Here is a 14,304-nt window from a genome sequence, read left to right as displayed (position 1 = left end):
ATATAACAAATTTATAAGAAAACAACTTGCACCAATATCATGTAGACAATCGTTCCTCCTGCTATTGAGATAAGCATATTTTTCCTCCAATAATGAAGAAATGCAACTACCACCACTCCTAAAAATTCAGGGATACCACGACTTGCGGATAATAAGCTCACATCCTTAAAACAATAAATAACTAAAAGACCTATTACCGCCGATGGTAAGACTTTTCCGAGATACTGAACATATTTCGGTGTGGGTTTACCCGATGGGAAAACGATAAATGGAAGAAATCTTGTAAGCATTGTACCTAAAACCACCATAGCAATTGTAATAATCTGCTGCGTTAAACTCATTGTCATGTTGCGCTCACCTCAACCTTTTCCAATTGTTTTCTAAGTAAGATGAGTACCCCTAAGATTGCAATCATAGCTGGAATAATAAAATGGGTTCCACCAAAAATTAGAAGACTTATAGTTGAAAGTCCAAGACCTAAAACAGCACTGTGGTGCTTTTTCTCTTTCATCCATTGTTCAATAAAAATGACGACAAAAAGTGATGTCATAACAAACTCAAGTCCTTCAGTATTAAATTTAACGTAAGACCCAAAAATACCTCCAATTGCTGAACCTATAACCCAATAGAAGTGATTTAACAAAGTTACAAAGAACATAAACCAGCCCTTGTCAACGAAATTTGGAATATTAACGGTACTATTAATCGCAAAAGATTCATCACAAAGCCCATAGATCATGTAGAGTTTTTTCTTTCCAATACCCCTGTATTTATCCAGCATAGAAATGCCGTAAAACAAATGTCGTGCATTTACCATCAATGTTAGGACAAGGGCGTTAATTGGACCGAAAGTAATAAGCAATAAAGTTGCTGCCACAAACTCCATTGACCCTGCAAATATGAATAAACTCATCAAAATCGGGTAAATTGCACTAAATCCCAATGAATTCATAAAAATTCCATATGCAATTCCCAAAAAGACAAATCCTGCAAGAATCGGGACCGTGTATGGAAAAGCAGCACGAAATGCTACCCATATTTGATTTCTTTTATTCATATGATTGTAAATCCTAAGAGGATTTGTATGGAAAGATTCTTTGGTGTCATTCATCTCCTTAACCTCCTAAACTTCGTCAATTGGTACACTGACAGTTCTTTTTTCTGTACTCATAACCATGCTAGTGTCAACTCCGCTGACTGCTGGATTCTGCATTAACGAATCAATGATAAAATTCCGATAACTCTCCATGTCCTTTGCTACAATCTTAAGCATATAGTCATGGCTTCCTGTAAGTGTGTAACACTCTTGAACTTGCGGATATTTGTTTATATCCTCTAAAAATGAATGAATTGTTTCCCTATTAAGAGGTGATAAGTTTATGAGAGCTATTGCTGTGACTTCAATTCCTAATTTTTTCTCATCGACAATGGTAGTAAACTTTTTAATAATGCCTGTTTCTACAAGGTTTTTTGTTCTTGTAAGGCAAGCCGATGGTGAAAGCCCAATTTTCTTTGATAAATTTAGATTTGATATCGATGCATCTTCCTGCAATTCTCTTAATATTGCCTTATCATTATCATCAAGAGTCATTTTTAAGACCTCCATTTAAAATTTAATTTCGCCTAATTGATATTATAGTGAATTTTTATTTGAGAAACAATATTATAATTAAATTAAATTCATGAAATCGCATATATAAGAAATAAAATTCACTTTTATTCATGGATGTTCACAAGCAAAAAACCCCACCAATGTTGGTGGGGTTTCAACCTGTCTGATATTAAACTATCCTGCCCGTTTGTTCAATAACTTCAACAAAAAAAGGCATTAATCCATCTTGGATCAACGCCCCCGATAGTTTAAGTACAATTCTTCACAAAATTAGTTTTATTACAGGAATGCTACCCCGTTTGTTTAATGAGAATTTCAGCAAAAAGGTGCCTTAATCCTTCCTAGATCAACGCTACCCATTAATTTAAGTCCATTTCTTCACAAACTTCTTTTTAGGGGTGCTACCCTCCCCATGCTTTTGCCAACGAGTGAACTCCTGAAAATATCTCTTCCTCAGATAATACTGCAAAACCCAATAGAATGGTTCGATTGTCACTTAAACCGTAATCTGATACAGGATAAACTTTGATATCATATTTAGCAGCCTGTTCAATAAGCTCTTTTTCCACCATACCGTTATTCATGCGGACTAAAAGATGCAATCCAGAATCCTGGCCAATGATTTCAATTGAATTTGGGAAATGAGTCGAAAGCGCTGTGATGAGTGCATCTCTCTTTTTTTTGTAAACAATCCGCATTTTGTTAATATGTTTTTTCCAGCTGCCTTCCTGCATGAATCTTTTGATGATCTCCTGGTCAAGCCGAGACACAGACTGAACGAAGTGAAAGTAATGTTCATGGTACTTTTCCATTAACAGTTTGGGAAGAACGATATAAGCCATGCGCAGGGACGGTAGCAACGCTTTTGAAAATGTACCCATATAGATTACTTTTTCATCGGAATCCAGACTTTGTAATGCAGGGATGGGTTTGCCTGAATAACGAAATTCACTGTCATAATCATCCTCGACGATGTATCTTCCCTTTTTTTCCTTAGCCCAGCTCAGCAACTGCTTACGCCTTGATATCGACATTATCATTCCACAAGGAAATTGGTGTGACGGAGTAACAAAAGCAATATTAGCGCCACTTTCCTTTAAGCTGGTTATGCTGATCCCTTCATTATCAAGCGGAATTCCCTTCACATTTTCAGGTCCTTTTTCGAAGGTTACAAGTCTTTTATGGTACCCGGGGTCTTCAACGGCATACAAGCTTCCCTTTAATAACTTAAACAAAAGTTGTATTAGTGTTGGTGTTCCTGACCCAATGATTATCTGGCTCGGCGCTGTCCGGACGCCACGGGATTCGTACAGATAGGAGGCAATTTCTTCACGCAGCTCATATTCTCCCTGAGGATGCCCAATCGTCAACAAATGTTTACTCTCACTCTTCAAAACATCATTTGCTATTTTTCGAAAAACAGCAAAAGGAAATGAATGATGATCAACTCCTGTTTGAGTGAAATCGAAAGTGACGTCGCTTTTAAAGATTTTTTCCTTGATATAATCGGAATTTTTTTCAGCATCGGAAAATGTTGGCTGAATTTCGCAGACAAAATACCCTTTTCGTGGGATTCCCTCAATATATCCTTCGGCAACAAGCTGGTCGTACGATGCCTCTACAGTGTTTTGGCTCACGTTTAAATACCGAGAAAGTTTTCGTTTGGAAGGAAGCTTAGTATTTGGCCTAAGCATCCCTTTATCAATCTCTTGCTTGATATAGTTATATAACTGTACATATTGAGGTTCTTTACTATACGAATCAAGTTTTGGTGTTAATTCATACATCCATCTGACACCCTTCCGATAATAAAAACTGGCCCTACAAACCATGCCAGCCTCTTATTATAATGCATCTATGGAAACATTCCTAATAATTACTATTAAAAAACTATCAGCAGGGAGGCAATCATTATGAAAACAACCCGATATGGCGGACTTTTGATGATAATTAGTGGAGCAGCATTATGGGGTCTCTCCGGACCGATGATCCAGTGGCTTTTTCAAAATAGCGAATTATCTTTGAATAATTTCCTTGTTGTACGATTAATTATGGCTGGAATCTTCACTCTGGGACTGTTGCATTTCACTCAAAAAAACATTTTTGGAATCTGGAAGGATCGTCGTTCTTGGATTCAACTCATGATTTTTGGTGTGTTGGGTATGCTTGGAGCCCAGTACGTTTTTATAGAAACCATCCGTGTAAGTAATGCAGTGACAGCAGTACTATTCCAATTTCTCGGTCCCGTTTTCATTACCATTTATTTAGCATGGCAGACAAAAAAACTACCAACAATGATGCAATTTCTAGCTGTGATTGCAGCCTTAGCCGGAACCGTTCTCCTGATTACAAATGGCTCAATGGAAAATGTCATGCTTTCGAAAAGGGCCATTATTCTTGGTCTGCTAACTACACTTGGTTTTACTTTCTATACACTCCATCCTGTCTCATTGATCAAGGAGTGGGGAACCTCGGTCATCATTGGCTGGGGTATGTTAATTGGCGGCATTGTGCTGTTAATTTTCAAGCATGATTTTAGCGTTGTACAATTGGCCCAAACCTTAACACTTCATACATTTTCGATGATGCTTCTGGTAATTATCTGCGGCACGGTTTCTTTTATACTCTATATTGGCAGTCTGAATTATTTAAGCGCCACTGAAACAAGTTTATTATCCAGTATCGAACCTCTAGTTGCTGCAATTGTGTCTATCGTTTGGTTAAATGTGGGGTTTGGTGCTACTCAACTATTAGGCGGATTTTTTATCGTTGCTGCTGTTGTCATCCTATCATTCCCGGATAGTCAAAATAGGGAAAAACAATTGCAGACGTATATGTAAGCATGTCCTGAAGGGGATACCGCTGGGACAACACCCCCTAGAAAGGGGTTGTGTTGTCATTCTACGACTTAACTGATATAAAATGGTGTGAAGTATTAAAAGATTCTAACCAAGAAGTGAAAGGTGCCATCAACCATAACCTTACTTCTGGTATCAATGAAGTAAAAAAAGACGACCCCTGTACGATACTAACGGGTTCTCTTTTGAAGTGCAAAATAGAAAAAGGCAAAGCAAATAACAACGCGTTTCACATACGAATTAGCAAACAAAATTGCATCATTTAACAATAAAGAATGAGCTGGATATTAAAAATCCTGCTCCTTTATTTTGTATTCTTGTTAAAGTTAAGCACCCTTTAGTTTAAATACATTTGTTCACAAACTTAAAGTTTTTAGGATCTGCCTGTTTTCTTTCTCTCAATTATTTTTTGGAGTATAAGTTTAAATGCTGTTACTAATAATACCCCTATAACAAATTAGGGGGTTAATATAATGGAAGAAACACCCACAAGTAATAATGAAATGAGCACAAGTAATAATGGAATGAGTACATCTAATAAGATAAACCTTTCAGGTCTTGGTGTTGGAGCAATTGTACTAACCACTGTTTATACGGCGGTTTTGGCTTCGCAGTTAATGGCTACCAAGCATAAAGTCGATTACCTTTATTACAAAGAATTAACACAAAATAAATAGCTAATTATAGACGGTGCTTTTTTCACCGTCTTTTATTTATATAAAACAGAATTTGAACTAACCTGCCCGTTACTTCAATATCAACGTGTTTATTTCTATATTCAAGGCAATAATTCCTCTAACACAATCCTTAAGGAGGAATTGATTTTGCAATTAACAAATGCCTGGGAACTTTATGAATCGGATAAGAGGATTGAAGGATTCTCTCCACAGACATTAAAAGCGTATAGACTCCAATCTAAGTTACTCATCCATCACTTTAATGATGTAAGTATTGGATCAGTAACAACCGATCAGTTGAAAGGATACCTAGCAAAATCCAGTGTACACTTAAAACCATCAAGTTTAGCTCATCGGATTCGATTTATTAAATCACTATTTCGTTGGTCACACGAGGAAGGGCATATTCAAAAAAATCCAGCTGCAAAAATTAAAGAACCTAAACAAGGAAAACGGATTCCGAAATTTTTAACGGAGAGAGAAATTGAACATTTGAGGGAAGCGTGTTTTTCTCCAATGGAAAAAGCATTATTTGAATTTATGTTTTCAACAGGTTGTAGAATAGGAGAAATTGTTTCTCTTAATAAAAATAGTATTAATTGGTCAAATCGCTCTGCAATTGTACTTGGAAAGGGTGATAAGGAAAGGGAGGTTTACTTTAATATACGGTGTGAAATCTGGCTTAAGCGATATTTAGATCTTCGCCAAGATAATGACCCAGCTATTTTTGTTACGGAACGAAATCCGCACCGAATGAGCATTGGTCAGATGAGGTACATCATAAAGCGAATATCAAGCCGTCCAGGGATCAACAAAGAAATACATCCACACCAACTACGCCACAGATATGCCACCCACCTATTGAACAACGGAGCTCCTATCGATGTTATTCAAAGTTTACTAGGGCACGAAAAAAGCGAAACCACTAGGATTTATGCTCAGTTAAGTGGCAGCCTTAGAAGAGAATTTTATAGAAAATATTTTTAGTGATAAATGGCAAAAGGCATCGGACAATTCCGCTGCCTTTTTACTCTTGCCACCCATTAGCTTAACAAGTTTATTTAAAAAGGTTCTAATTATTGTGAATTTTAAAATATACATTTCTTGTTTAGACTTTTCTTTATTATGATTCCTACAACTAATCCAGGAATTACACACAACATTGGGAGCCAAACAGGTCCGAGTAAAACCCCAAATAATAAAAAATTTGAGGAATAAATACATCCCACTGTAACAAAGTAGGCAGAAAACACAAAGGGAAGAAAAGAGTACCTTTCTTTCGCTCCTCCAGCATCCTTATAGGCATCCCACATTGCATAAAAATATAAACATGGATAAAACATTAACCACTGATAATCTGCCTGTCCAATCGCATTTTGAATATCTCCTTGAAAACTTGCAATAATCACAACGTTGAAATTCGCTTGAACATTTATAAGAAACTCTAATATTATCAAAACAATCCCTTTAATTACTTTTCCGTTTAGAAACTGACCAAACCCAGGAAGGGCATGCTCCACAATAATTTTTCAATTGCATTTTTCACATGATCCCAACCCCCTTATGATTTGGATCTTTTCATAGAAATGTTATTTTTTATAAAATTTGTTTCTATCAATGGGTTGTGGCGGTTGCTCCATCCAGCCTCGTTCAATCAAAAGTTTAAGCCCTTCGTCACCGTACTTCATTACCTCTCCTATAACAAGGAAATAATGGGACGCTAAATCTCTTCTCATTGAGACAGACAATGCATCTGCAAGTGCAGAAATAGCTATTTGGTTTGAAGTAGCTATAATAAACAGTATTAATCTTTCAGAAAATGGAGAAATTGTTGAATTTGTTACCTCATAGTCATTGGGAATCCGATAAAATGATCATTTTCTTTTAATAACTTATCAAATATATCCACTTGCTTTTCAGCCAGTTTTTTTCCCTTTAATAAATAGTTCTTTATTTCCTTGTCTTTTGTTACCTGTATTAATCCCATCAAAAGGATTAGACCAATTGCATTTCTTTCGATTTCCATAAAAAGTTCTGTTATTTCTAAAGTATTTAGAGGTCTTTTCTCACCTAACAAGGTATTTATTAATGAGGGTTGATCTTTAATAAACTCAACATTTTTTGGATACTCCATCTTTGGAGGTCGATCATTTAATCCTTTTGAAAGCATAAGGTTTAATGCTTTCTTATGTAATTCCGTCTCACTGTTTAGACACTCCGTAAAAAAATTATAAATATCGATTCGAGTCACTCTAGAAAGAGTATTAGCATACTGAGGAATAATTACTTGTCCTCCACGATATAGAAAACTTAATGCAAATAAGTCTGTATAAAGGGCAGGGGCTGATAAGTCAATATCTTTATCCGAAAATCCCTTTGGTATTGGGAAGTTTTCTTTTTCAAAAATTGTTTCGATTTTCCCAATAATTGTTTCAACCAAAACCTCAGCTTCTTTAATAATTGGCTTTATCTCCTCATCTTGAAGGTATTGAACAAAATATTTGTAAAAACATCTTACAGCTGTGTTTTGAATATATGATCTCCACAGAGTTGCGATTTCAGCAGTAGTTAATTTAATAGGTACATGATTATTTTCCATATCCAACCCCCCCCCTATATAATCAATTGAGGATAGTATCCCCTAAAATAGAAAAAGTATCTATGGAAAGGGCTTATTTATTAAGTGCGTTTTTTTAAGCCTCAAATTCGTAATATTATTGATGAACTAACTCACTGCTTCTTTCTCTGATTTTATATCATATTGAAAAAAACTATACACTATACATTTTCTTCTCTCACTATCCTGCTTCGTTAGCTCAATAAGAAAAAGGCTACCTCAGCAACCTTTCTTCAATTCAAGATACCCGTTATATCATTCCATTCTCTCCCAAAACAGCATTACCGCATTGCTTAAGTAATGAGCTTTTTTCAGGAAATACTCTAAATTTTCTTCTCAGCCTACTACCAAATCGATGACCCTGACCCTCCAAATCAAATGATCGTTTCCTTTGTCCCATTAGTCCTCTAACAAATAATCTGGCTCTCCAAATTTCTTTTTCCAGATTTTTTGTGCCATTTTATAGCCACTAGCTAAACAAAACTCTTCTATACCTTTACTCTTTAAAGTAGAATACATCTTATTTAGCAGCAAATTCCCTACTCCCATTCTCTGATAGTCCGGATGAACAAATACTGTACCTACCTCGACTAGCTCTTTAATATTGTTATTTGTCATCTTACATATGAGATTACTAGCTGGACCATATTCAATTGAACCAATCATTTTATTGCCATATAAAGCAATCAAGAAATAGCGTTTCTCTCCATCACTTTCAAGATCACTTTCTAAGTACCTTTCCTTACCCTCAATTTCATTATTCAAGTCTAATAACTTCTCGCCTATCCCCTCTTCAATGAAAGTATCCTTAATCACAATTCTGAAAAGGGAATATAACTCTTTTATATCCTCCATTCTTGGTCTGCGTATCTCCACTTTAATCACCCCACAACTCCTCCTCACTCCTATCTACTTCATCTCATCGCCGCCGTACTTCAAGCATCCTACCATCCTTCTTAAAGTATTCTGCACCATTAGCATAATAATAAAAAGCCGCCATAAATGACAGCTCCTATCTTCAACTCTTACACCCTTTAGCTTATCAACTCATGATTCTAATACTCGCTCTATCTTCTTTGCACTACTTCGCTTTTCCTGTTCCGTTACAAGAATCACAATCATGGACATGAACAGATTCCAATCCTGAAGAAAAAAATCCCCTTCCTGAGCAGTCGGGACATATTCCCCTTTGAATCTTTTTCTCTCGTCGTTTTTCTCTTCGATTACCGAAGAAACCCATATAAATCTCACCTAACTTTTTTCTTTTAGTATACCTATCTGTATTCTTTTTAAATGAACCCCTTTTACAATAATGATAATAGCATTTTGTCAATAGGAGCGAACGACATTCAACAAACCATGCTGTTTATTGGTTATTTCCTCTCTTTCTATATCCCCCTGTACGACCATTTCACTCCCCTTACTCACCCTCACTATTCATTCGTCATAAGCACTATTCTTAATTTTCACCTAATGATTATCCTACTTTTTAAATCATTTATACCTTGTAAATAGTCAAAAAATTATGTACCTTTATAATAACTTTAATAGGAAAGTGAACGTATAGGTGGTTTTAGCGATGAATATTGAACAACTGGAGTATGTGATTGAAGTAGCGAAAAGAGGAAATATCACGAAAGCGGCAGAGAGTTTACATGTTTCGCATTCCGGGGTTAGTCAGGCAATCTCGAATCTAGAAGCGGAACTGGGGATTCCGATCTTCATTCGGTCTCGTTCTGGAACAAAGTGTACAGAACAAGGAGAAAAGGTTTTACAATTATCCTATGAAATTATGAATAAAGTAACGGAGTTAAGAGAACTTGGGAAACGTGCCGCAGAGGTACAAAGGAGTCTATCCATAACAGGTTCGCCTTTATTCTTTTCTACGTTTTTACCTGAAGCGTTACATACTTTTAGAAAAAAGAATCCAGATATTCAAATTGAAATTGATGCCAATATCACGGATTCCATCATTGAGAAAGTCAAAAATTCCGAAAAGGATATTGGCTTTATTCTTGGATCTGAGGAAACTTTAAAAGAAATAACTGGTTTCGTCCATACTCAGATCTTATATAAAATAAATTTGATGGTCACCGTAAGCAAACATTCCCCGTTAGCGAAAATGGATGTTGTGACACCTAAGGACATGTTGAAATACCCTTTAGTGATCCGCAATGAACGGGCTTCTCGAAAAACGTGGAATGACATTTTTGCAAACTATGGCCCTGGCCAGATTTTATTTTATACAAACATTGATGATGTCACCAAAAATGTGATTGCCAATAATTTAGCCATTGGCTTTTTTACCGATTTAATGAAACACGACCCCTTAGTGACCCGTGGCGATATTTGTTTAATCCCATACCATGATCCGATACAAATGCCTACCTATTATCTCATCTGCATCCAAGCGAAAAATAAATATACTTCCATCTTAGAAAAGGAATTTATCAAATGTACATCGGACACCTTAGAAAACTATCTAGTGAAAAACACCTAAAATCCAAAGAAAAACACTCACAGTAAAAGATAAGCCATTTGGCCAAATCCATTACTAGAGTGTTTTTAAACGTCGATTATGCTAAATGACTTTAGGTTGGTTTTCTGCGATCTTATGCGGTTCTGCTGGTTTAAGAAGAAATAAGGCGATAATCGAGATGGTACAGCAAATGACCACATAAAGACTAATCGATGACGTGCTACCGAACTTTTCCAGTAAAGCTAACGAGATGGTAGGTGCAAGACCTCCGGCAATGATCGATGCAAACTGATAAGCAATCGAAGCACCACTAAATCGCAAATGAACCGGGAAAATTTCGGCGATTAACGCGGCTTGTGGACCATAAACCACTGCTGGACCGATACTTGAAATAATAATCGCTGTAATGATAAAGCCCGTTTCTCCCGTATTGACCAGTGCGAAATACGGATAGGAAAAAACTAGAGTAAGAAGCATCCCTGCCAAAGTAATGTTCCTTCTTCCATACTTGTCTGATAGAGAAGCGGATAACGGAACAACGAATAAGAAGGTAACGGAAACAAGTAACACAGCATTCGTGATAAATTGCCGATCGATTTGTAGATGTTGTGTTGCGTAATAGATTAGAAAGGTCGTATAAATATAGAAAGGGACGTTGTCTGCAAGACGAGTAAGAGCTGCAAAGACAATCTCTTTCGGATGTTCTTTTATCGATTCAATGACTGGAGATTTTGCTGTTCGGTTCTCTTCTTTCATCTTCTCAAACTCAGGAGATTCTTCAATTCCTAAACGAATGGCCAATCCAACAAAGACAAGGACAATGCTGATTAAAAACGGAACTCTCCATCCCCATACCGCAAAACTATCGCCAGTTAAGAAGATACACAAGGAAACGACAGCCGTTGAGAATAACATTCCAATCGGGACACCCAATTGCGTCATACTTCCCATTAACCCACGAGACTTTTCCGAACTCCATTCAACAGAAAGTGTCACGGAACCGCCCCATTCTCCGCCCACGCCAATTCCCTGGACAAAACGGAGCACAACCAACAGAATCGGTGCCAATATGCCAATGGTGTCAAAAGTAGGCAGCAATCCCATGAGTGTACTGCTTATCCCCATTAATAACAATGATGTGACCAAAGCAGCTTTTCTGCCAATTTTATCTCCGTACGAACTAAAGATGATGGCTCCAATTGGACGAGCTAAAAAGCCGATAAATAGCGTGATAAAGGCCTGTAGAACTCCCATGAAAGAGCTAGACTCTGGGAAGAAGAGCTGAGGGAAAACCAACGCCGCCATCGTTCCATAAAGAAAGAAATCATACCATTCGATTGATGTGCCAATGATACTAGCCATTGCTACCTTTCTCATTTGTTTTTTGCGAACTTTTTCATCGATTTTCATTTGTATTCCCCCATCCTATGAATATTGGTAGATTCTGTTCTATTTATCTACACAATCTGTAGCGTTGATTTAAGCGGGTAAACGCTTTTATTTTTAGGTTGAAATTCATACTTCCCTTTTCTCTTTGGCTAGCATTTCCCGCAATAACTTTTTATTGAATTTTCCTGTGGCATTTTTCGGGATCTCGTTTAAAAATTCAAACTGACTTGGTAACCACCACTTTGGAAACTTTGGTGTTAACCACTGGATTAATTCAGCTTCCATTTCTGTTTCATTCATAGGATGTTTCAGGACGATACATGCTAATGGACGTTCAAGCCATTTTTCATCAGGGATTGCGACCACACACGCTTCTTGTACATCTGGGTGAGCAATCAGTTCATTTTCAAGTTGAACTGAAGAAATCCATTCTCCACCACTTTTGATCATGTCTTTATTCCGATCAACGATTCGAATCGATCCCTGTTTGTCAATGGTGGCAATATCCCCGCTTTTCCACCAACCATCAACGAATGAGGTAGCCGATCGTTCATCATTTAGATACTCATCTGCTGCCCATGGACCCCGAGCGTGAATCTCTCCCATTTGTTGATCATCCCAAGCAATTTCCTTTCCTGTTTCATCGATGATTTTCATTTCGATCCCAGGAATTAAAGTTCCTTGCCTTGTCCGGAGATTGATGTTTTCATTTTCATCGATTTGCTGTTGATCTTTTCGAACATGTAGAAACGTAATCAGTGGAGAGGTCTCGGTTGCACCATATCCTTGGACAACGGGAACATCATATTTATAATAGAGTTTGTCGATAATGGCCTTAGGAATGGCCTGACCACCTAGCCATAGTCCTCTTAAACTAGATACCTTATATTCATGTTTTTCTAATAGATTGACCATTTCGACGCCGATCGTTACAGCGGCAGCGGTTAAGGTTACTTCTTCTGATTCGATTAAGGTTAATAGATGATGAACATTTGGCCGATAGCCTGGCAACACCAATTTAGCACCCGTAGCAATCGCCGCATATGGCAACCCCCATGCATTTACATGAAACATTGGCACCATAGGCATAATGCTGTCTGTTTCGGAAATAGCTGTCACATCTTTATACATTAGTGCAGATGTATATAAGTAAAGACTTCTATGAGTATACGTTACACCTTTTGGAAGTCCCGTCGTTGCGGATGTATAGCAAATCGTCGCTGGAGAATACTCGTCAAGCATTTCAAATGAAAATTGATCATCCACCAGCCCTAGAAGTTGTTCATAACTATAGATCGGAGAAAGCGTGGTCTGAGGAATATCCTTCCCTAGTACGACATATGCTTGAATATGATGCAATTGGTCTGCAATGGCTTCCACAATTGACAACTGATCTTCATCAAAAAATAAAATCTTGTCTTCGGCATGGTTAATGGTATAAATAATTTCAGGTTCCCCATACCGGAGATTGACTGTATGTAGGACAGCGCCATAACATGGACCACCTAAATATAATTCCAGATGACGATGCGTATTCCAAGCTAGCGAGGCAATCCGGTCTCCTTTTTGGATTCCAAACTTTTTTAAGACATTTGCTAGTCTTTTGGTGCGAGAATAAAACTCAGCGTATGTATAGCGGAAAAGACTGTCATCTGGCTCCCGTGAAACAATCTCTTTATTAGGGAAATACAAAGTGCTTCGCTCTAAAAACGTTTTTAAATTGAGTTGAAAAGAGTGATTCATAACGTCCTCCCATCTTCATATTCTGTAACAAGTTTAGCTATTAGGCATAAAATCGGTATTTTATTTGAATACAACCTACCTTTCTAAAAATTCTAAAAATTTATAATAATTATAGTCCCGTTTTCAACGATTAATAAAGTAACCATTATCATCATCCCCTTCACATTTACTTACAGAAGAGATGGGTATAAAGTACCTTGTCCTAGGGGATTCGATTCTGCAACATTTCTGGAATTATCCATTCTTCGCACAGAACGTGACATCCTTTACACTCTTTACATCTGTTTAGCACTGTAAAAAAGACTATTGGTAACTAGGAGTCCCCTCATTGAAGCGAATCAATGACGCTTGCAAGTGAATGATTAATCATCAAAAAGAGAAATCTCATTTATCAATACCTGGAGGAAAGAAAAAAGCGAAGGAAACCTGTTGAGAGGGCTACTTCGCTTTTAAGTCCAATTAAATGCCAAAATAAGAGCACAGACATGTTGTCTGTGCTCTTATTTTGCCCAGCGACGTCCTACTCTCACAGGGGGAAACCCCCAACTACCATCGGCGCTGAGAAGCTTAACTTCCGTGTTCGGCATGGGAACGGGTGTGACCTTCTCGCCATCGTCACCAGACTATTTAATATTAAGGAGGATATTTTGCTTGCGCAAAAATCTTTGTTCCCTCAAAACTAGATAATGTTTGTAAGAAGAAAAGTAAATACTGAGTATCTAAGTTTTTTCGCGTTAGCGAAAATAACTAATTTGGTTAAGTCCTCGATCGATTAGTATCAGTCAGCTCCACACGTCACCGCGCTTCCACCTCTGACCTATCAACCTGATCATCTTTCAGGGATCTTACTTAGCTAATGCTAAAAGGAAATCTCATCTTGAGGGGGGCTTCATGCTTAGATGCTTTCAGCACTTATCCCGTCCGCACAT

The 14,304-nt window shown here is 37.3% G+C and carries 14 protein-coding genes, 2 rRNA genes and 1 pseudogene; 4 read left to right on the top strand and 13 right to left on the bottom strand.

The genetic code is table 11. The annotated features are described in order from the left end of the window. Nucleotides 1–11: 11 nt before the first annotated feature. The 4 genes from M3182_RS18620 to pdxR form a co-directional block, all read right to left on the bottom strand. Nucleotides 12–347 carry a branched-chain amino acid transporter permease gene (locus tag M3182_RS18620; protein WP_251559482.1) on the bottom strand — a complete coding sequence of 112 codons (336 nt, stop codon included), beginning with the start codon at nt 345–347 and terminating at the stop codon, nt 12–14. Beyond that, nucleotides 344–1,111 (bottom strand): azaleucine resistance protein AzlC, encoded by a 768-nt coding sequence (azlC, locus tag M3182_RS18615; protein ID WP_251559480.1) that lies wholly within the window; start codon nt 1,109–1,111, stop codon nt 344–346. Before azlC ends, M3182_RS18620 begins: the two co-directional genes overlap by 4 nt. Nucleotides 1,112–1,123: 12 nt before the next feature. After that, the gene (locus M3182_RS18610; protein WP_432806723.1) at nt 1,124–1,591 is read right to left on the bottom strand and encodes an Lrp/AsnC family transcriptional regulator; all 468 of its coding nucleotides are present in this window, start codon (nt 1,589–1,591) and stop codon (nt 1,124–1,126) included. Between the two features lie 422 nt (nt 1,592–2,013). Further along, nucleotides 2,014–3,399: a MocR-like pyridoxine biosynthesis transcription factor PdxR gene (gene pdxR, locus M3182_RS18605; protein ID WP_221828596.1), complete on the bottom strand. Its 1,386-nt coding sequence runs from the start codon at nt 3,397–3,399 to the stop codon at nt 2,014–2,016. Nucleotides 3,400–3,525: 126 nt separating this feature from the next. Here pdxR and M3182_RS18600 point away from each other — a divergent pair, with 126 nt between their 5' ends. The 3 genes from M3182_RS18600 (at nt 3,526) to M3182_RS18590 (ending at nt 6,134) form a co-directional block, all read left to right on the top strand. Beyond that, the gene (locus M3182_RS18600; protein WP_221828595.1) at nt 3,526–4,452 is read left to right on the top strand and encodes a DMT family transporter; all 927 of its coding nucleotides are present in this window, start codon (nt 3,526–3,528) and stop codon (nt 4,450–4,452) included. Between the two features lie 491 nt (nt 4,453–4,943). Next, nucleotides 4,944–5,147, top strand: a complete 204-nt coding sequence (locus M3182_RS18595) for a hypothetical protein (protein ID WP_251559476.1) — start codon at nt 4,944–4,946, stop codon at nt 5,145–5,147. Nucleotides 5,148–5,294: 147 nt separating this feature from the next. Then, nucleotides 5,295–6,134, top strand: a complete 840-nt coding sequence (locus tag M3182_RS18590; protein ID WP_251437688.1) for a tyrosine-type recombinase/integrase — start codon at nt 5,295–5,297, stop codon at nt 6,132–6,134. Nucleotides 6,135–6,235: 101 nt separating this feature from the next. Here the strand turns inward: M3182_RS18590 and M3182_RS18585 are convergent. The 5 genes and pseudogenes from M3182_RS18585 to M3182_RS18565 all read right to left on the bottom strand — a co-directional run bounded on the left by M3182_RS18585 (nt 6,236) and on the right by M3182_RS18565 (nt 9,015). Then, a pseudogene (locus M3182_RS18585) lies at nt 6,236–6,693 on the bottom strand (hypothetical protein). 43 nt (nt 6,694–6,736) lie between these two features. After that, entirely contained in the window at nt 6,737–6,943 is a 207-nt protein-coding gene (locus M3182_RS18580) for a DUF3231 family protein (protein ID WP_251559677.1), read from the bottom strand. 44 nt (nt 6,944–6,987) lie between these two features. After that, nucleotides 6,988–7,746, bottom strand: a complete 759-nt coding sequence (locus M3182_RS18575) for a DUF3231 family protein (protein ID WP_251559474.1) — start codon at nt 7,744–7,746, stop codon at nt 6,988–6,990. A 417-nt stretch (nt 7,747–8,163) separates the two neighbouring features. Further along, entirely contained in the window at nt 8,164–8,649 is a 486-nt protein-coding gene (locus M3182_RS18570) for a GNAT family N-acetyltransferase (RefSeq protein ID WP_251559472.1), read from the bottom strand. A gap of 162 nt (nt 8,650–8,811) precedes the next feature. Beyond that, nucleotides 8,812–9,015, bottom strand: a complete 204-nt coding sequence (locus tag M3182_RS18565) for a hypothetical protein (RefSeq protein WP_251559470.1) — start codon at nt 9,013–9,015, stop codon at nt 8,812–8,814. Between the two features lie 328 nt (nt 9,016–9,343). Here M3182_RS18565 and M3182_RS18560 point away from each other — a divergent pair, with 328 nt between their 5' ends. Further along, nucleotides 9,344–10,264: a LysR family transcriptional regulator gene (locus M3182_RS18560; protein ID WP_251559468.1), complete on the top strand. Its 921-nt coding sequence runs from the start codon at nt 9,344–9,346 to the stop codon at nt 10,262–10,264. 81 nt (nt 10,265–10,345) lie between these two features. On the opposite strand, the gene M3182_RS18555 is transcribed toward M3182_RS18560, so the two are convergent. The 4 genes from M3182_RS18555 to M3182_RS18540 form a co-directional block, all read right to left on the bottom strand. Further along, the gene (locus M3182_RS18555; RefSeq protein WP_251559466.1) at nt 10,346–11,653 is read right to left on the bottom strand and encodes an MFS transporter; all 1,308 of its coding nucleotides are present in this window, start codon (nt 11,651–11,653) and stop codon (nt 10,346–10,348) included. Nucleotides 11,654–11,758: 105 nt separating this feature from the next. Further along, on the bottom strand, nt 11,759–13,375 hold the full coding sequence (locus M3182_RS18550; RefSeq protein ID WP_251559464.1) for a long-chain fatty acid--CoA ligase: 1,617 nt from the start codon (nt 13,373–13,375) through the stop codon (nt 11,759–11,761). 507 nt (nt 13,376–13,882) lie between these two features. Next, nucleotides 13,883–13,998: ribosomal RNA gene (rrf, locus tag M3182_RS18545) — 5S ribosomal RNA — on the bottom strand. Between the two features lie 129 nt (nt 13,999–14,127). Continuing rightward, nucleotides 14,128–14,304 (bottom strand): 23S ribosomal RNA (locus M3182_RS18540); the annotation flags it as partial.

Source organism: Mesobacillus maritimus (assembly GCF_023715205.1).
Classification (GTDB): domain Bacteria; phylum Bacillota; class Bacilli; order Bacillales; family Cytobacillaceae; genus Mesobacillus_B; species Mesobacillus_B maritimus_C.
Note: the sequence above shows the minus strand (reverse complement) of the source record. Positions and strands in the feature narration are given on the sequence as shown.